This window comes from Streptomyces sp. NBC_00414 (genome assembly GCF_036038375.1).
Classification (GTDB): Bacteria; Actinomycetota; Actinomycetes; order Streptomycetales; family Streptomycetaceae; genus Streptomyces.
In genome coordinates this window covers 4,753,515-4,770,843 of sequence record NZ_CP107935.1, presented here as the reverse complement: position 1 = coordinate 4,770,843, position 17,329 = coordinate 4,753,515, and the positions used below count along the sequence as shown (strand labels likewise).

The following is a 17,329-nucleotide window of genomic DNA, read 5'->3' as shown; positions in this document are numbered from 1 at the left end:
GCGCGTCCGCGACCGTGGCCGCATGTACTGGGTGCTCGCCGACTGCTGGAACGTCGTCCGGCGCGGGCTCACCCACTACCAGCGCCAACCCATCAACATCGCCTGGCAGCTGGGCTTCCCGATCCTGTCCGTGCTGCTGTACGGATACGTCTTCGGCAGTGCGATGACCGTCCCGGGCGGGGGCGACTACCGGGACTTCCTGATGCCGGGCATGTTCGTCATGACGATGGCCTTCGGGTTCATCAACACGGCGACGCTCGTCGTGTACGACTCCACGAAGGGCGTCATCGACCGCTTCCGCTCCATGCCGATGTCGCCGTCCGCCGTCGTCGCCGGGCGCGGGGTCACCGATCTCATCGTGGCCTGCGCCGAGCTGACGATCCTGATGCTCACCGCGCTGGCCATGGGCTGGCGGCCGGAGGGCGGCTTCGCCTTCCTGGGGGCGTTCGGGCTGCTGCTGTGGCTGCGGTTCGCGCTGATCTGGCTCGGGGTGTGGCTCGGTCTGCTCGTACCCAACCCGGAGGCGGCGGGCGGCCTGTTCGCGGTCGCGTTCCCGCTGACGATGATCTCCAGCATCTTCGTGGCGCCGCAGCTGATGCCCGACTGGCTCGGTCACGTGGCCGCCTGGAACCCGATCTCGTCGACGGCCGCGGCCACCCGCGAACTGTTCGGTACACCGGTGGGCGGCGGCGACACCTGGGTCGAGCAGCACGCGCTGCTGATGGCGGCCGTGTGGCCGGTGGTCCTGACGCTGGTCTTCGTCCCGCCGGCGGTACGGAGGTTCCAGAAGCTCAGCAAGTAGGGCGGCGCACGCACCGCGCGGACTCGTGCGGCGTTCGGGACCTCAGGTGTCCACTTGCGTTCACTCGAGTGTCCCGAATGCCGCACGACGCCTTGACGTGTCCACGAAGGATCCCTTCCATGGGGGTGCGCGGTGCGGTGGGAGCGCTCCCACCGCGTTCCGGGCCCGCGCCTCCCCCCGAGAGGAAGCAGCGACATGTTCCGCAGCTTGCGAAGAGCGCTGGGTGCTGCCGCCGCGGCGCTCCTGTTACCGCTGGCCGGAGTCCAGGCCGGTGTCCAGGCCGCACACGCGGACACGGCAGCCGTCGTGAGGTCCGCCGCGGAGGCCGCGGCCCCCGGAGCCGGCTACTGGCACACCAGCGGCCGGCAGATCCTGGACGTCGCAGGACAGCCGGTACGGATCGCCGGCATCAACTGGTTCGGGTTCGAGACGTCCAACAACGCCGTGCACGGACTCTGGGCACGCGACTACAAGAGCATGATCGACCAGATGAAGTCGCTCGGCTACAACACCATCCGGCTGCCGTACAGCGACGACATCCTCAAGAGCGGTGCCGTGGCCAACAGCATCGACTTCTCCGGCGGCAAGAACGCCGACCTCCAAGGCCTGACGCCGCTCCAGATCATGGACAAGCTGGTGGCGTACGCGGGTCAGGACGGGCTGAAGGTCGTACTGGACCGGCACCGGCCGGACGCGGCGGGCCAGTCGGCGCTCTGGTACACCTCCGCCGTCCCCGAGACGACGTGGATCACCAACCTCAAGGCCCTCGCCACCCGTTACAAGGGCAACCCGACGGTGATCGGCATCGACCTGCACAACGAGCCGCACGATCCGGCCTGCTGGGGCTGCGGCGACACGACGAGGGACTGGCGGCTCGCCGCCCAGCGCGCCGGGAACGCGGTCCTGTCCGTCAACTCCGAGCTGCTGATCTTCGTGGAGGGCGTGCAGACCGTCGACGGGGTGTCGGGCTGGTGGGGCGGCAACCTGATGGGGGTCGCGCAGTACCCCGTACAGCTGGACGTCCCGAACCGGGTGGTCTACTCGGCCCACGACTACGCCACCAGCGTGGCCCAGCAGAGCTGGTTCAGCGATCCGTCCTTCCCCGCCAACATGCCGGGCATCTGGGACAAGTACTGGGGCTACATCTTCAAGCAGAACATCGCACCGGTGTGGATCGGCGAGTTCGGCACGACACTCCAGTCGACCGTCGACCAGAAGTGGCTCGCGGCACTGGTGAGCTACCTGCGTCCCACGGGCACGTACGGCGCCGACAGCATCTCCTGGACCTTCTGGTCGTGGAATCCCAACTCCGGTGACACGGGAGGCATCCTGAAGGACGACTGGACGACCGTGGACACGGTCAAGGACGGCTACCTGGCGAGCGTCAAGGCACCGGGGTTCCCGGCGGATCCGGGCGGCGGCGACCCCGGCGACCCCGGTGACCCGGGCGGGGGCACGGCCGCCTGCACCGCCGCGTACACCGTCAGCAGCGACTGGGGCGGCGGCTTCAACGCCGAGGTGAAGGTGACCAACTCCGGCACGACCGCGCTCAAGTCCTGGAAGACGACCTGGACCTGGCCCGGCTCCCAGAAGGTCACCAGCATGTGGAACGCGTCGTACACGCAGAGCGGCGCGACGGTGACGGCCACGAACGCCGACCACAACGGCTCGGTCGCGGTGGGCGGTTCGGCGGCCTTCGGGTTCGGGGGCGCGCCGGGGGGCGGGGGTGCGCCGACCGTGACCTGCACGGCGACGTGAACCGTAGGGCTGCCTGCGGCACGTGAGACACGGGCGCCCGGTGGATCACCGGGCGCCCGTGTACGCCGGGCCCGGCCGACGCTCAGCCCTCGGACGCGGTCCCGAGGGTCAGGTCGACGACGACCTTGCCGGGAGCGTGGCCGCTCTCCACCAGGGCCACGGCTTCGGCCGCCTGCGAGAGGGGGTACGTGTTGACGATGTACGGGTCGAGGTGTCCTTGCACCATGAGCGCGGCCGCCTGTTCCAGGTCGGCGCGGTCCATGCGGCGGCGCACCATCTCGCCGCCCAGCTCGGCCACCGTCGGGTCGGTGACGGACACCACCTTCTTGGGGTCGCGGGCCAGCGGTGCCACGGCGCGCAGGGATTCGCCGCCGACGAGGTCCACCAGGCCGTCGACACCGTCCGGTGCGAGGGCACGCACCTGGGCGACGACACGGCCGTCGGTGTAGTCGACGAAGGTCACGCCGACGGCTTCGGCGAGTGTCCGCTTGGCGGTGCCGCCCGTGCCGATGACGTTCAGGCCACGCTCGCGGGCGACCTGCGCGGTCGCGAGTCCGACACCTCCGCCGACACCGTTGACCAGGATCGTCGCGCCGCTGGGCAGATCGAGCTGGTCCACCGCGTTCAGGGCGGACGTGGCCGCCACGGGGATGGTGGCCGCCCAGTCGTCGCGGAGCCCCTCGGGCTTGCGCGCGGTGTTGGCCCCGAGCAGGACGGTGGTCTCCGCGTAGGTGCCGGCCCCCGTGAGCGCGCCGCCGAACACGGTGTCGCCCACGTCGAGTCCCTCGACCTCCGCTCCCACGGCCAGTACCACGCCGGTGGCCTCCGCCCCGAACACCTGCGGGAACGGCCGTTCGCCGAAGAACTCCGGCAGGAAGCCGGAACGCAGTTTGTGATCAAGGGGGTTGACGGCGGCCACGGTGACCCGGATCAGGACCTCCGCCGGATTCGGCACCGGATCCGGCCGGTCGAAGAATTCCTGGACCTGCGGCCCGCCGAACTCGCGGAACCCGAACGCCTTGCTCATCGTCATCTCCTGGACCATGTCCCATGGGTGCCGACGCTCGTCGGCCGCTCCATGCCGTCGGCGCCCTGCCGATGACTCGGACGCTACGACCTGACACCAGTGTCAAGTGCAAGCGCCGGGTTCCGCACGGCGCCCGGGCCCGCTCCTCCAGCTCCAGTACGGACCGCTCGTGCACGGACTGTTCCTGTACGCCGATGGGGCGCCCGGAGATCTCCGGGCGCCCCATCGGCGTACGACTTCTTCGTGCGGAGAAGTCAGAGCTTCTCGATCACGTAGTCGATGCACTTCGTGAGCGCCTCGACGTCCGCCGGGTCGATCGCCGGGAACATCGCGACGCGCAGCTGGTTGCGGCCGAGCTTGCGGTAGGGCTCGGTGTCGACGATGCCGTTGGCGCGCAGCACCTTGGCGACGGCGGCGGCGTCCACGTCGTCCGAGAAGTCGATCGTGCCGATGACCTGCGAGCGCTTGGCCGGGTCGGTGACGAACGGGTTCGCGTACTTGACGTCCTCGGCCCAGCCGTAGAGCGTCCGCGAGGAGGCGGCCGTGCGGCCGACCGACCAGTCCAGGCCGCCCTGGCCGTTGATCCACTCCAGCTGGTCGTTCAGCAGGAAGAGGGTCGCGAGTGCCGGGGTGTTGTACGTCTGGTTCTTGCGGGAGTTGTCGATCGCCGTGGGGAGCGAGAAGAACTCCGGCACGTGCCGGCCGCTCGCGTGGACGCGCTCGGCGCGCTCGATCGCGGCCGGGGAGAAGATGCCGATCCACAGGCCGCCGTCCGCCGCGAACGACTTCTGCGGGGCGAAGTAGTAGACGTCCGTCTCCGCGATGTCGACCGGCAGGCCGCCCGCGCCGCTGGTGGCGTCAACGAGGACGAGCGAGCCCTCGTCGGCGTTCGCGACCCGCTTGACCGGGGCGGCGACACCGGTGGAGGTCTCGTTGTGGGTGAGGGCGTAGACGTCCACGCCGGACTGGGCCACCGGCTCCGGGTGCGTACCCGGCTCGGAGGTGATGACGTCCGGGTCGGCCAGCCACGGCGCCAGCTTGGCCGCCTTCGCGAACTTCGACGAGAACTCGCCGAACGTCAGGTGCTGCGACTTGTTCTCGATCAGTCCGTGGGTCGCCACGTCCCAGAACGCGGTGGAGCCGCCGTTGCCGAGGACGACCTCGTAGCCCTCGGGGAGCGAGAAGAGGTCGCTCACACCCTCGCGGACCTTCCCCACGAGGTTCTTGACCGGCGCCTGGCGGTGGGACGTGCCCATCAGGGATGTGCCGGTCGCGGCGAGCGCGCTGAGCGACTCCGTTCGCACCTTGGAGGGGCCCGCGCCGAAACGGCCGTCGGCGGGCTTGAGGTCTGCGGGGATCTGGATATCAGCCACAGCTGGAGCGTAGCCGCTCGTGGAAACCTGGGTGAAACGTCGTCCGTCGGATGAGACGCGGGGGACGTCCTGACCGGCTGATTCCCGCCCCCGCCGCCCCTACCCTTCCCGTCACCGCCTGGGGCTGCGCCCCTCGCCCCCGTTTGCGCAGTTCCCCGCGCCCCTGAGGGCCCGGGTATCCGGGGGCGCGGGGAACCGCGCGATCCTTTGGGCCCGCCCCCACCGGACCCGCGGGATCAGCGGGTCGGGGTGAAGCGGACCGGCAGGGTGGTCAGGGTGCCCAGCCAAGGGGAGGGGCGGCGCGTCAAGGAGGCCGCGGGGACCGCGAGGTCGAGGTCGGGGAGGCGGTCCAGGACCACCTCGACCGCCGTACGCGCGACCACCTCCGCGATCTCCTGCGCGGGGAACGGGCACCGATGCTCCCCGTGCCCGAAGGAGAAGTGCGCACCGTTGCCCCCGGGCAGCGCCGTCCCGTGGGTCCGGACCTGCGGGTCGTGGTTGGCCGCCTGGATGCCGAGAAGGAGCAGATCCCCGGCGCGGACGGCGCGCCCGCCGAGCCGGGCGTCGCGGGCCGCCCACCGCCCGGCCACGTTCTGCGTGGGCGTGTCCTCCCACAGCACCTCGTTCATGGCCTCGGCGACACTGCGCCGCCCGCCGAACAGCGAGGCGGCGAACCGCGCGTCCGTCAGCATCAGCCGCAGCGAGTTGCCGATCCAGCCCGCGGTCGGCTGGTGGCCCGCGGCCAGCATGACGATCAGGTCCTTGGCGATCTCCTCGTGCGTGAGGGCGGGCCCACTCGCCGTACGCCCCGACGCGAGCATGCGGCTGACCACGTCGTCCGCGGGCCGCACCGCCCGGTCGGCCACCAGCCGTGCCATGGACGCGGCCACGTGCAACTGCCCCGCGAGGGCGTCCTCGTGTCCGTCGACCATGTCGTTCAGCGCGGCGACGAGGCCCGGCCCCTGCTCGTCGGCGAATCCGTAGAGGGTGGCGAGTACGCGTACGGGGAGCAGGGCCGCGTACTGCGCGACGAGGTCCGTCTCGCCTTTCGCGCAGACCTCGTCGAGCAGTTCGTCGGCGAGCCGCTCGACGAGGGCGCGCAGCTCGTAGGGGTCGACGGCTTCGAGGGCGCCGCCGATCACCGCGGCCCGCGCGCGATGGCGTTCGCCGACGGTGTGCAGGACGGAGGAGTGCCCGCGGCCGATCATCGGCAGCATCGGCCAGTCGTCGGGGACGCGGTCCCACTGGTTCCACAGGCCGGAGTCGCGGCTGAACAGCACGGAATCCCCGGTGACCTGGTGCAGCTCGCGGTAACCGAGTACGAGCCACGCCGGGATGTCCGCGTCGAGCAGCACGGGAGCCACCGCGCCGAACTCGCGCCGCAACTCCCGGTACAGCACGGCGGGTTCGGCGGAGAGGAACCGAGTACCACCGAGGCGTACGGGGTCGGGGCCGAGGTGGGGGCCGGGGCCCGGGGTGGGGTTCACCGGGCCGTCCCCGGGGTGTCAGAGGTTGCGGAGTCCAACGAGCACCTGCTCCAGGATGTGGGGGTCGGGTCGGCCGCCGAGCTCGGCCCGGCGGGGATGGCGGGCGCTGACGCGGCCCTCGGCGAGCAGGTCGCAGAGCAGGATCTTCGTGATGGTGACGGGCAGCCCGAGCTCGGCGGCGACCTCGGCGACGGCGGTGGGCCGCCCGGTGAGGCGCAGGATCGCCGCGTGCTCCGACTGCATGCCCGGCACCGGATCGCACTCGGCGACGACCAGCGTCAACAGGTCGAAGGGGGTGCCGGGCGCGGACCGGGTGCGTCCCTGGGTGAGGGTGTAGAGCCGGTCGGGCGCGTCGTCCCTGCCCGGCCGGCTCATGGCGTACGCGGTGGCGCGCTCAGGTGTCCGTCGAGCTGTTCCACGAGCTGGCCCATGTTGTGTCCGACGAGCCCGGTGTCCGCCTCCTCGGCCGTGACCACGGCCAGGTGGGCGCCCTCGCCGGCCTCGACGATGAACAGGATTCCGCCGTAGAACTCGGTCATCGCCGACCGTACGTCCCCGGTGCCGTCCCCGAACTGGAGGGAGGCCCCGTGGGACAGCGCCTGGATCCCGGCGGCGATGGCGGCGAGGTGGTCGGCCTGGTCGACGGAGAGCTCCGGCGTACTGCACAGCTTGAGGCCGTCCCGGGAGAGCACGAGCGCGTGCCGGGCACCCGGAGTACGCGCCAGCAGCCCCTGGACGAGCCACCCGAGCTTCTCGCTGGTGGTCGAGGCGGAGGAGGCCGACGAGGCCGTCAGGGCGGGGGAGGCGGCCGGAGTGCTGGAGGTGGCGGAGGTGGTGCCGGTGCGGACGGTCATGACGTGGGGTCGCCTTCCGGGTGGGGAGTGGCAGGGCTCGTACGGGCCTGTACGGGCTCGTCCGCCGGAGGGCGGCGCACGGCTTGGCGGAAGTTGTCGAAGCGGGCGGCGCGGTTCATCACGTCGTCGGGGGTGGAGTGGGAGGTCTCCTCGGATCCGGGTGCCCGGCCGCGGGCGGACTCCGCCTCCATCGCGGCTTCGACCGCGGCCTCGGCCTCGGCGAGATTGCGGCCGCGGTGGCGCTTGGGCAGCAGGTCGGCGTGATCGGAGTGATCGGCGGGCCGGGGCCGGAATCCGTGGGCCGGCACCGGCTCGGGGTCCAGTTCGGGGACGGCGTGGGAGGCCGCGTAGGACCCGTACGAGCCGGGGGAGACGGACCAGGGGGACTCCTCGGCGTCGTCCGGGTCGGACCAGGGCCCGGGCCGCGGGCCGGGGAAGGGCGACGCCGATCCCCGTACGACGGCGTCCGTCGCGGCTGTCGTGTCTGCTGTGTCTGCCGTGTCCGTCGCGTCCGCGGTGCCGGGGATCGGGTACGGGGTTTGCGCCGGGGGCGGGTTCTGGGCGGAGTGCCGGGGCCGGGGTCGGGGCGGAGAAGGTGCCTGGGCCGAAGGCGGTGTCGCAGCCGGGGCCGAGGTCCAGGTCGAAGTGGGGGTGGAGGTGGAGGTCCGGGGCGAGGCCGGTGCCGGGGGCGACGTCGGGTTCGCGAGGATGTCCTGCGGGATGCGGACCAGGACGCCCGTGCCGCCGCGCGCGGAGGGGCGGAACGACACCGTCAGGCCGTACTTGCGGGCGAGCCGGCCGACCACCGTGAGACCGAGCCGGGCGCCGGTGAGACCGCCGAGGTCCGTCTCCGTGCCGGCGACGGCCCGTTCGGCGCGCCGCAGTTGCGACTCGCCCATCACCAAACCGCTGTCCTCCACGGAGACGATGACCCCGGCTGGTACCTCCTCCACGTAGACGTGCACTTCGGCCGTCGGCGGTGAGAAGTTCGCGGCGTTGTCGAGGATCTCGGCGAGCGCGTGCATCACGCCCTCGGCGGCGTGCCCGGCGACCGCCGCCTCGCTCGCCGAGTGGACGCGTACGCGCTGATAGCCGCCGATACGGCCCATCGCGCCGCGCAGGATCGACTCCATGACGATGGGCCGTGCCCAGCGGCGGCCCGAGCGCGCGCCCGCGAGGACGGCGACGGAGTCGGCGAGACGGCCCGCCTGCGCGGTGCGGTGGTCGAGGTGGAGGAGGTCGGCGAGTACGTCCTCGTCGGCGTGCCGCTCCTCCATGGCGCGCAGGTCGGCCAGCATGCTCGTGGAGAGGGCCTGGAGGCGGCCGGCCGTGTTGGCGGCCGCGGAGATCGCGGTGGCCCGGTCGGTTCTCGCCTGGCGCAGTTCGTCGCTCAAGCGCGTGTTCTCGGCGCCGAACCGGGCGCGCTCCCGGTCGAGTTCGGCGGCGAGGCGGACCTTCTGGTGGGCGTTCTGCTCGGCGAGTCGCGCGCGGTCGCGGGTGAACTCGTCGGTGAGCCGGGCGTGTTCCCGCGCGGATTCCTCGGCGAGGGCGGCCTTTTCCTGGAGTAATCGGCCGGCGTCGTGGGAGACCGCTTCCAGGCGGCGGAGGAGTAATCGCGAGGTCTGGGAGGCGTGACCGGCCACGGCCACGGCCGCGCACAACAGGAGGAGAGCCGTGCCCAGGCCCCAGGCGAGGGGCACGCGCGCCGGAGCGGGAGCCAGGCCGACCGCGGCTCCGACGGCGAACCCGGCCGGCAGGGCCGTGAGGAGCGGAGCGACCGCGACGGCACGCAGACGGGGGCGTTCGCTGCCGGGTTGTGCGAGGGACGGCCGATCTTTTGTGGGGCGCGCTTGCGAGGTGGGCGCGGTCATGAATCGTGTCCTCGGTCGTGTCCTGGGCGGGATGCGACACCTGGTGCTCAACTGGCGGTCACTATATGGGACTTCGTGATCGGAACGGGCACGTTCCGGCGCACTCTCACAATTCGTCCCCGAATCCCGAAGTAGCCGCCCCGGCGCGCAATGGGGCGCACGAAATGGATGAGGGGGTGGGGGCGCCCGCCCCGGACGGTGGGGGGCGCCCGCCCCGGACGCCCCCCACCCCCGGGGCTTCGGACGCAGCTTCGGGGGAGGCAGCCCCGGCACCCCGTCAGCCCTGTCGGCCCCGGCCGCCCTGTCAGGGGCGCGGGGAACTGCGCGCCCAGCCACGATGCGCCGAAAGCCGAAGTCCGCTCACCAGCCACCCCTCCCCGCCGGAGGCACCCCTCCCCGCCGGACGCGGACACTCAGGTCGCCCCGGAGGGGACATGCATGCTTGGGCGCATGAAGGAAACGGATCTCGGCATGCCGGAACCGGAACTGAGGCGGGAGTCGGAACTGAGGAGGGAGTCGGAACTGACGCGCGAGCTGCGGGCGGCGCTGGCGAAGACCGTCCGCGGTGAGGTCGCGTTCGACCCGACAGCGAGGGCGCTGAACACCATGGACGCGTCCAACTACCGTCGCGTCCCCCTGGGTGTGGTCGCCCCGAGAGACGCCGACGACGTGGCGGCGGCACTCTCCGCGTGCGCCGGACTGGGCGTGCCGGTCGTGGCCCGCGGCGGCGGCACGTCCATCGCCGGTCAGGCGACCGGCACGGGCCTGGTCCTCGACTTCACCCGCCACATGAACCGGATCGTGTCCCTGGACACCGACACACGCACGGCCGTGGTGCAGCCGGGAGTGGTCCTGGACCGCCTCCAGGAGGCCGCCGCGCCGCACGGACTGCGCTTCGGACCCGACCCCTCGACCCACGGCCGCTGCACGCTCGGCGGAATGATCGGCAACAACTCCTGCGGCTCCCACTCGGTGGCCTGGGGCACCACGGCGGACAGCGTGCGCGAACTGTCCGTCATCACCGCGCGCGGCAGCCATCTCCGACCGGGCCAGGACTGGACAGGCGCCCCCGACGGCCTGCGGGCCCTGGTGGAAGCCGAGTTGAGAACACTCCGCACCGGCTTCCCCGCCCTCCCGCGCCGCATCTCCGGGTACGCGCTGGACGCGCTGCTGCCCGAGCGGGGCGCCGACGTGGCCCGCTTCCTCTGCGGCTCGGAGGGCACCCTCGGCATCCTCACGGAGGCGGCCGTACGGCTGGTCGAGGCACCCCGAGCCCGAGCGCTCGCCGTCCTCGCGTACGCCGACGAGAGCGCGGCGGCGGAAGCGGCGGCCGGGCTGCTGCCGCACGGCCCGCTCACGGTGGAGGGGATGGCGGCCGACCTCGTACCGCCGGACGCGGGTCTGCCGCGCGGCGGCGCCTGGCTGTTCGTGGAGACGGGCGGCGACACGGAGGCGGAGGCACGCGCGCGGGCCGAGGGAATCGTCCGCGCTGCGGACGTGACGGCCTCCCTGGTCGTCACCGACCCCGCAGGCCAACGCACCCTGTGGCGCATCCGCGAGGACGCCAGCGGCACGGCGACCCGTATGCCGGACGGCACCGAGGCCTGGCCCGGCTGGGAGGACTGCGCGGTGCCGCCCGCCCGGCTCGGCGCGTATCTCCGGGACTTCCGGGGCCTGTTGACGTCCCACGGACTGCGTGGGGCGCCCTACGGCCACTTCGGCGACGGCTGCATCCACGTACGCATCGACTTCGACCTGCTGACCCCCGCGGGCGTAGGCCGCTTCCGGCGCTTCTCGGAGGAGCTGGCCGGGCTGGTCGTCTCGCACGGCGGCTCGCTGTCGGGGGAGCACGGCGACGGACAGGCGCGGGCGGAACTGCTGCCGAGGATGTACGGGCCCCGGGTCGTCGGTCTCTTCGAACAGGTGAAGGACCTCTGGGACCCGGACGGTCTGCTCAACCCCGGCATGCTGGTCAGGCCGCACCGGCTGGACGAGAACCTGAGGTTCGCGGTCCTGCCGCGCGAGCCGGTGGACGTCGAGTTCGGCTACCCGGCCGACGGCGGCGACTTCTCGGCGGCCGTACGCCGATGTGTCGGAGTGGCCAAGTGCCGCACCGAGCCGGCAGGGGGCTCCTCGGTGATGTGCCCGTCCTTCCGGGCCACCGGCGAGGAGGAGCACTCCACGCGGGGGCGCGCACGCCTGCTGCACGAGATGCTCGCCGGCGAGGTGATCACGGACGGCTGGCGCTCCACGGAGGTACGCGACGCGCTGGACCTCTGCCTGTCCTGCAAGGGCTGCCGCTCGGACTGCCCGGTCGGCGTCGACATGGCCACGTACAAGGCGGAGTTCCTGCACCACCACTACGAGGGCCGCAGGCGGCCGGCGGCGCACTACACGATGGGGTGGCTGCCGCTGTGGCTGCGCCTGGTGGGCCGCACGCGTACGGCGCGACTGGTCAACCTCCTCGCCTCGGTACGGCCGTTGGCGGCACTCGCCAAGCGGCTGGGCGGCATCGCGCCGCAGCGGGAGATCCCGCGGGTGGCGGGGGAGACGTTCAGCCGGTGGTGGGCCCGCGACGGCGGGACGCGTACCGCGTCCGTGGAACGGAGTACCGGGTCCGCCGGGCAGCCGGACGCCGGCGGCCCGCCCCGCCCGACGGTCGTCCTCTGGCCGGACACCTTCACGGAACACCTCTCCCCGTCCGTCGGGAAGGCGGCCGTACGGGTCCTGGAGGCGGCGGGGCTGAACGTGACGGCGGTGTCCGGCGGCGGGCCGTCCTCCCCTGGGCGGCGGGCGGCCCCGCGTGGCCGGGTCTGCTGCGGCCTGACCTACGTCTCGACGGGACAACTGGACCGCGCCCGTACGGTGATGCGCCGCACCCTCGACCTGATGGAGCCGCTCCTCGACCCGGGCCCCGACCCGGCACCGCCGCCCGTCGTCGTCCTCGAACCGAGCTGCGCGGCGGCCCTGCGCACGGACCTGCCGGAGCTGCTGCCCGACGATCCGCGCGCGCGGCGCCTGGCGACGGCGGTGGTGACGTTCGCGGAGGCGCTGGAACGCCACGCCCCGCACTGGACGCCCCCGCGTCTGGACCGCCCGGTCGTGGGCCAGACCCACTGCCACCAGCATGCCGTCCTGGGGGACGCGGCGGACCGCCGGCTGCGTGAGGCGGCGGGCCTGACCGGCACCCTGGCGGGCGGCTGCTGCGGTCTCGCGGGCAACTTCGGCTTCGAGAAGGGCCACTTCGAGGTGTCGACGGCCTGCGCCGAGGAACAACTGCTCCCGGCGGTCCGCGAGGCGACCGACGAAACCCTGGTCCTGGCCGACGGCTTCTCCTGCCGCACCCAACTACACCAAACGGCAGGGACCACAGGCCGCCACCTGGCAGAGGTCCTGGCCGAGTCCCTGCCACCCCACTGAAAGCCGGGCCCCACCTTCCCAGGCTTCAAGGGGCGCGGGGAACGGCGCACCAGGCCCACACGAACCCGCGCACCCGCCACGGCCCCCGCACCCACCCCGTGGGGATCCCGCACACCCAGTGGAGCGCCCCCGTAAGTGCCAAAATGGCTTCACAACCCTGACGAAGTCCATTACCCTGGACTGGCAAGTCCACCACGATGTACAAAACATGCACCCGCCCGTCCCCATTCCGCCCCGCCCCGAACTTCCTGGACGCCCCGTGACCATCCCCAGCGCCGACGAGCCCCTCACGGTCGCCGACCCCGCGACCGCCGTGGCGGGCCCGGCTCCCGTGTCAGGCCACACCCCCGCGCCGGAGCAACCGACCGCCGCGCCGCCGAGAGGCATCCGGGCCCTGGGTCCGGTGGGCCTGGTGCTGGCCGGAGGCATCAGCGTCCAGTTCGGCGGCGCGCTCGCCGTGAGCCTCATGCCGCGCTCCGGAGCACTCGGCGTCGTGACGCTCCGGCTGGCGGTCGCCGCGATCGTGCTGATGGTGATCTGCCGGCCCAGACTGCGCGGGCACTCGCGCGCCGACTGGGGCACCGTCGTCGTCTTCGGCATCACGATGGCCGCGATGAACGGCCTCTTCTACCAGTCGGTGGCCCGCATCCCGCTCGGCCCCGCCGTCACCCTGGAAGTGCTCGGCCCGCTGATCCTCTCGGTGGTCGCCTCCCGCCGGGCCGTCAACCTCGTCTGGGCCGGTCTCGCCCTCGGCGGTGTCTTCCTGCTGGGCGGCGGAGGATTCAGCAGCCTCGACCCGGTCGGTGTCGCCTTCGCCCTGTCGGCAGGCGCGATGTGGGCGGCGTACATCGTCTTCAGCGGGCGTACGGGGCGTCGCTTCCCGCAGGCCGACGGGCTGGCGATGGCCATGGTGGTCGCGGCCGTGCTGTTCCTGCCCCTGGGGGTGATCGAGTCCGGCGACAAGCTTCTGAACCCGACCACGATCGCCCTGGGCTCCGCCGTCGCGATCCTCTCCTCCGTCCTCCCGTACACGCTGGAACTCATCGCCCTGCGCCGGATGCCCGCCTCCACCTTCGCGGTCCTGATGAGCCTGGAACCGGCCGTCGCCTCGATCGCCGGCTTCCTGGTGCTGAGCCAGACGCTGTCCGTCACCGAAGGGCTCGCGATCACCCTGGTCATCGCGGCGAGCATGGGCGCCGTACGCACGCAGGTCGGTCGGGGCAGAGCCAAGAACGTGGGCTAGGCCGTGCCGCGACCGAGGCGACCACGGCGGCCCCGCGGGCGAGCGACGGGACTTCGCGGCACGGCCTGGCGGCGCGGCCGCGGCGGCCCTTGCGCGCGGTGGACGGCCGCGTCAGGCCCTGGCCTCCTCGGCGGTCCGTGACGGCTCCTCGGTCCCACGGGCCCGAGACGGTTCGGACGCCGGGAGCGCAGGCACGTCCGTGCGGGTGGCGCGCAGGGCGCCGAGCGCGGCCAGCGGCACCAGGGCGAGTGCGACCATGAGCATGCCCACCAGCGCCGGACCGGTCAGGCCCGGCGAGGAGTCCAGCGCGACGCCGGCGGTGAGGGAGCCGCCCGCGATGCCGACGTTGAACGCCGAGGCGGAAAGCGCGTAGGCGAGGGTGGGCGCGTTGCCCGCGAAGCGCACGGCCAGGGTGCTGGCGACCGGGGGCACCGACTGGCCGGCCAGGCCCATCAGTATCAGCAGCACGACGGTGGCCACCGGGTCGGTGGACAGCGGGGTCTGCAGCAGGGCCAGGACCAGGAAGGCGATCAGGGCCGCACCGGCCAGCGCGGCCAGTGGCGCGCGGTCACCGAGACGTCCGCCGATGTTCGTGCCGATCAGGGCGCCGATGCCGTAACCGACGAGGATCAGGGAGACGGCGCCGGTGGGGACGCCGGCCCGGTCGGTGAGCAGCGGTGCGACATAGGAGTAGACGGCCATGACTCCGCCCAGCAGCAGTACGCCCGCGACCCAGGTGAGCCAGAAGCGCCCCGAGCGCAGCGCCGCGAACTGCGACCGTACGGAGGGTACGCCGTCGGTGTGGGAGGCGGCGGGGATGAAGCGGCCGATGACCAGGGCGACGACGCCGGCGAGGGCGGCCAGGGCCCAGAACGCGCCGCGCCAGCCGATGTGATTGCCGACCAGGGATCCGATCGGGACGCCGATCACCGTGGCCAGGCCGATACCGCTGATGATCATGCCGGAAGCGCGGGCGCGGGCGTTGGGGGCGACGGCGGCGAGCGCGACGGCCCCGGCGACGGCCCAGAAGGTGCCGGTGGCGAACGCCGTGATCACGCGGGCGACCAGCACCAGCGCGAAGGAGGAGACGAGTGCGGCGATCACGTGTCCGAGGGCGAAGACGGCCAGCGCCAGTACCAGCGTGGACCTTTGGGGCAGCCTCAGGGTGGCGATCGCCATCGCGGGCGCCCCGACGATCATGCCGACGGCGAAGAAGGTGATGAGCAGGCCGCCGCGGGAGACGCCGACCCCGAGATCGGCGGCCATCTCGGGCAGGATGCCGGCGACGATGAACTCGGTGGTGCCCATCAGGAACGTGCCGAGCGTCAGCAGCCAGACGACGAACGGCAGCTTGGCGGATTGCTCCGGGGAGGAGGACATCAGTGCGTGGGACCTTCCTGAACGGAAACGCAGGCGGGTCGGTCGAGGCCATGCCATCGGCCGACAGATCTGCCCTATGTGGGTGACCTGGAAATTCTTCGGTACCGATCGGTACTGAATGGACCGTAGCAGATCTGCACCGTGCGGTACGGAAAGGTAGGGTGGACCGTATGGAGACGCAGCGGAAAGCGCCGATCGGCCGCCCGAGGGGTTTCGACGCCGACGAGGCCCTTGAGCGGGCCATGCGGGTCTTCTGGGAGCAGGGCTATGAAGGCGCGAGCCTCACCGACCTGACCGGCGCCATGGGCATCACCCGCACCAGCATGTACGCGGCCTTCGGCAGCAAGGAGGACCTGTTCCGCAAGGCCCTGGAGCGCTACACCGAAGGCCCCGCCTCGTACGGGGCCCGGGCCGTGCGGGAATCGACCGCCCGGCAGGTGGCCACCGCGTTCCTCACCGGCTCCGTCCGGGCCACCACCAGCCCCGGTTGCCCCGCCGGGTGCCTCGGTGTCCAGGGTTCCCTGGCCGCCGGTGGCGCGGGGCGCCCTGCCCGCGACGTCCTCGTCGCCTGGCGCAACGAGCACGCCTCCCTCCTTCGTGACCGGTTCCGGCAAGCCGTCGACGAAGGGGACCTGCCCGGCGACGCCGATCCCGGCCTGCTCGCCCGCTACCTCATGTCCGTGGGGAACGGCATCGCCGTCCAGGCGGCCTCGGGCGCGACCCGCGACGACCTCCGGCGGGTGGCCGACATGGCCCTGCGGAGCTGGCCGTCCGCCTGACGGTCCCGGCAGTCCTCGCGACTCTCGTGGTCATCCCGAGAGCCTTGCGCCTCCCCGGGTCCAGAATCTGTACTGATCGGTGCGGAAGGGCTGCTACGGTTTCTTCCGTACCGATCGGTGCGGAAGTGAGGGTGTGCCCGGCGCGCCCGCTTCACCCGTGGACGGCAATCCGAGGATGGCAATGCTCAAGGGTTTCAAAAGCGACTTCGCCGAGGTCAACGGCGTTCGGCTGCACTACGTCACCGGAGGCCAGGGCAGCCCCCTGGTGCTGCTGCCCGGATGGCCGCGCACCTGGTACCAGTTCCACAAGGTCATGCCGGCGCTGGCGCGGCACCACCAGGTGATCGCCGTGGACCTGCGCGGCATGGGCGACTCCGACAAGCCCCTGGACGGCTACGACAAGAAGACCATGGCCCGGGACGTCTACGAGCTGGTCCGCGCCCTCGGGCACGACCAGGTCGATGTCGCGGGCGAGGACATCGGGTCGATGGTGGCCCACAGCTTCGCCGCGAACCACCCTGAAGCGACCCGGAAGGTCGCTCTGTGGGAGGCCGGGCATCCCACCGAGATATTCAACGAGATACGCATGCTGCCCCAGCCGGGCCAACCGGCACCGTGGTGGTTCGCGTTCAACATGCTCGACCGGTTGCCCGGGCGGCTTCTTGAGGGCCGGTTCCGGTTCGTCGTCGACTGGCTGATCGACTTCCAGGGCGGCGACCCCAAGGCCTTCAGCGAGGAGACCCGAGCCATCTACGCCGCCGCGTACGACACGCCGGACGCGATCCGCGGGGGGAACGGCTGGTACCAGACCTTCCAGCAGGACATCGCCGATCTGAAGGACTACCCGGCACTGACCATGCCCCTGCTCGGAATCGGCGGCATGTACTACGAGCTCCTTCTCGCGCAGTTGGAGGGCCTGGCGGTGGACGCGCGCTTCGTCGAACTGAAGGGGGCGGGTCACTATCTCGCCGAGGAGCGCCCCGACGACATCGTGCGGGAACTCGTCGCCTTCTTCGCGTGACCCCGGCCCCCCGGACCGTGAATCCGGGTGCGCCGTCCGACGGGCCGCCCGTCGGACGGCCCGCCCGGATCCGCTGATCCTCAGGTCTCGGGGGCGACCGGCACCGGGCCCCGATTCGGGTCCATGCGGTGGGTCCGTGCCTGCTGCGACAGTTTCGTCAGGTGGTCGAAGAAGGTGTTCTTCCGCCGCCGGCCGCATGGCGATGGACGACGTCGTCGCGCGGACGGCCGGCGCGGCGTCCTGTGCGCGCCGAGCGTGTATCAATCAATGCAAGCACGCTTGATTGTTTCTCGGGCCGCTGCCATGCTCCTGAA

Annotated in this window: 13 protein-coding genes; 6 read left to right on the top strand and 7 right to left on the bottom strand. The window is 72.1% G+C overall.

Going from position 1 to position 17,329, the window contains the following annotated elements; genetic code table 11:
- The first annotated feature begins 22 nt into the window (after positions 1-22).
- Both OHS59_RS20470 and OHS59_RS20465 read left to right on the top strand, forming a co-directional pair.
- The gene (locus OHS59_RS20470; protein WP_328499292.1) at positions 23-802 is read left to right on the top strand and encodes an ABC transporter permease; all 780 of its coding nucleotides are present in this window, start codon (positions 23-25) and stop codon (positions 800-802) included.
- A gap of 195 nt (positions 803-997) precedes the next feature.
- Positions 998-2,560 carry a cellulase family glycosylhydrolase gene (locus tag OHS59_RS20465; protein WP_328494859.1) on the top strand — a complete coding sequence of 521 codons (1,563 nt, stop codon included), beginning with the start codon at positions 998-1,000 and terminating at the stop codon, positions 2,558-2,560.
- An 82-nt stretch (positions 2,561-2,642) separates the two neighbouring features.
- Here OHS59_RS20465 and OHS59_RS20460 read toward each other — a convergent pair whose 3' ends face one another.
- The 6 genes from OHS59_RS20460 to OHS59_RS20435 all read right to left on the bottom strand — a co-directional run bounded on the left by OHS59_RS20460 (position 2,643) and on the right by OHS59_RS20435 (position 9,172).
- A complete protein-coding gene (locus OHS59_RS20460) occupies positions 2,643-3,587 on the bottom strand; it encodes an NADP-dependent oxidoreductase (RefSeq protein WP_328494858.1) in 945 nt (314 codons plus the stop codon).
- A 254-nt stretch (positions 3,588-3,841) separates the two neighbouring features.
- Positions 3,842-4,960: a phosphoserine transaminase gene (serC, locus tag OHS59_RS20455; protein WP_328494857.1), complete on the bottom strand. Its 1,119-nt coding sequence runs from the start codon at positions 4,958-4,960 to the stop codon at positions 3,842-3,844.
- A 236-nt stretch (positions 4,961-5,196) separates the two neighbouring features.
- Positions 5,197-6,447 carry a cytochrome P450 gene (locus OHS59_RS20450; protein ID WP_443061473.1) on the bottom strand — a complete coding sequence of 417 codons (1,251 nt, stop codon included), beginning with the start codon at positions 6,445-6,447 and terminating at the stop codon, positions 5,197-5,199.
- An 18-nt stretch (positions 6,448-6,465) separates the two neighbouring features.
- Positions 6,466-6,822 carry a DUF742 domain-containing protein gene (locus tag OHS59_RS20445; protein WP_328494856.1) on the bottom strand — a complete coding sequence of 119 codons (357 nt, stop codon included), beginning with the start codon at positions 6,820-6,822 and terminating at the stop codon, positions 6,466-6,468.
- On the bottom strand, positions 6,819-7,301 hold the full coding sequence (locus tag OHS59_RS20440; RefSeq protein WP_328494855.1) for a roadblock/LC7 domain-containing protein: 483 nt from the start codon (positions 7,299-7,301) through the stop codon (positions 6,819-6,821). The genes OHS59_RS20445 and OHS59_RS20440 overlap by 4 nt, the downstream gene beginning before the upstream one ends.
- A complete protein-coding gene (locus tag OHS59_RS20435) occupies positions 7,298-9,172 on the bottom strand; it encodes an ATP-binding protein (RefSeq protein WP_328494854.1) in 1,875 nt (624 codons plus the stop codon). Before OHS59_RS20435 ends, OHS59_RS20440 begins: the two co-directional genes overlap by 4 nt.
- Positions 9,173-9,643: 471 nt before the next feature.
- Between OHS59_RS20435 and OHS59_RS20430 the strand changes: the two genes are divergently transcribed.
- On the top strand, positions 9,644-12,592 hold the full coding sequence (locus OHS59_RS20430; protein WP_328499290.1) for an FAD-binding and (Fe-S)-binding domain-containing protein: 2,949 nt from the start codon (positions 9,644-9,646) through the stop codon (positions 12,590-12,592).
- Between the two features lie 259 nt (positions 12,593-12,851).
- The gene (locus tag OHS59_RS20425; RefSeq protein WP_443061472.1) at positions 12,852-13,835 is read left to right on the top strand and encodes an EamA family transporter; all 984 of its coding nucleotides are present in this window, start codon (positions 12,852-12,854) and stop codon (positions 13,833-13,835) included.
- Positions 13,836-13,946: 111 nt separating this feature from the next.
- On the opposite strand, the gene OHS59_RS20420 is transcribed toward OHS59_RS20425, so the two are convergent.
- Entirely contained in the window at positions 13,947-15,215 is a 1,269-nt protein-coding gene (locus OHS59_RS20420) for an MFS transporter (protein ID WP_328494853.1), read from the bottom strand.
- 170 nt (positions 15,216-15,385) lie between these two features.
- Here OHS59_RS20420 and OHS59_RS20415 point away from each other — a divergent pair, with 170 nt between their 5' ends.
- The gene (locus OHS59_RS20415) at positions 15,386-15,994 is read left to right on the top strand and encodes a TetR/AcrR family transcriptional regulator (RefSeq protein ID WP_328494852.1); all 609 of its coding nucleotides are present in this window, start codon (positions 15,386-15,388) and stop codon (positions 15,992-15,994) included.
- A gap of 175 nt (positions 15,995-16,169) precedes the next feature.
- The gene (locus OHS59_RS20410; RefSeq protein WP_328494851.1) at positions 16,170-17,015 is read left to right on the top strand and encodes an alpha/beta fold hydrolase; all 846 of its coding nucleotides are present in this window, start codon (positions 16,170-16,172) and stop codon (positions 17,013-17,015) included.
- Positions 17,016-17,329: the final 314 nt, after the last annotated feature.

What these genes read in the sequence shown, in the direction of transcription:
- OHS59_RS20465 (WP_328494859.1), top strand. Translation starts at nt 998, where the DNA reads ATGTTCCGCAGCTTGCGAAGAGCGCTGGGTGCTGCCGCCGCGGCGCTC.
- OHS59_RS20430 (WP_328499290.1), top strand. Translation starts at nt 9,644, where the DNA reads ATGCCGGAACCGGAACTGAGGCGGGAGTCGGAACTGAGGAGGGAGTCG.
- OHS59_RS20440 (WP_328494855.1), bottom strand. Translation starts at nt 7,301, where the DNA reads ATGACCGTCCGCACCGGCACCACCTCCGCCACCTCCAGCACTCCGGCC.
- OHS59_RS20415 (WP_328494852.1), top strand. Translation starts at nt 15,386, where the DNA reads ATGGAGACGCAGCGGAAAGCGCCGATCGGCCGCCCGAGGGGTTTCGAC.
- OHS59_RS20445 (WP_328494856.1), bottom strand. Translation starts at nt 6,822, where the DNA reads ATGAGCCGGCCGGGCAGGGACGACGCGCCCGACCGGCTCTACACCCTC.
- OHS59_RS20470 (WP_328499292.1), top strand. Translation starts at nt 23, where the DNA reads ATGTACTGGGTGCTCGCCGACTGCTGGAACGTCGTCCGGCGCGGGCTC.
- OHS59_RS20460 (WP_328494858.1), bottom strand. Translation starts at nt 3,587, where the DNA reads ATGAGCAAGGCGTTCGGGTTCCGCGAGTTCGGCGGGCCGCAGGTCCAG.
- OHS59_RS20410 (WP_328494851.1), top strand. Translation starts at nt 16,170, where the DNA reads ATGGCAATGCTCAAGGGTTTCAAAAGCGACTTCGCCGAGGTCAACGGC.
- OHS59_RS20435 (WP_328494854.1), bottom strand. Translation starts at nt 9,172, where the DNA reads ATGACCGCGCCCACCTCGCAAGCGCGCCCCACAAAAGATCGGCCGTCC.
- OHS59_RS20420 (WP_328494853.1), bottom strand. Translation starts at nt 15,215, where the DNA reads ATGTCCTCCTCCCCGGAGCAATCCGCCAAGCTGCCGTTCGTCGTCTGG.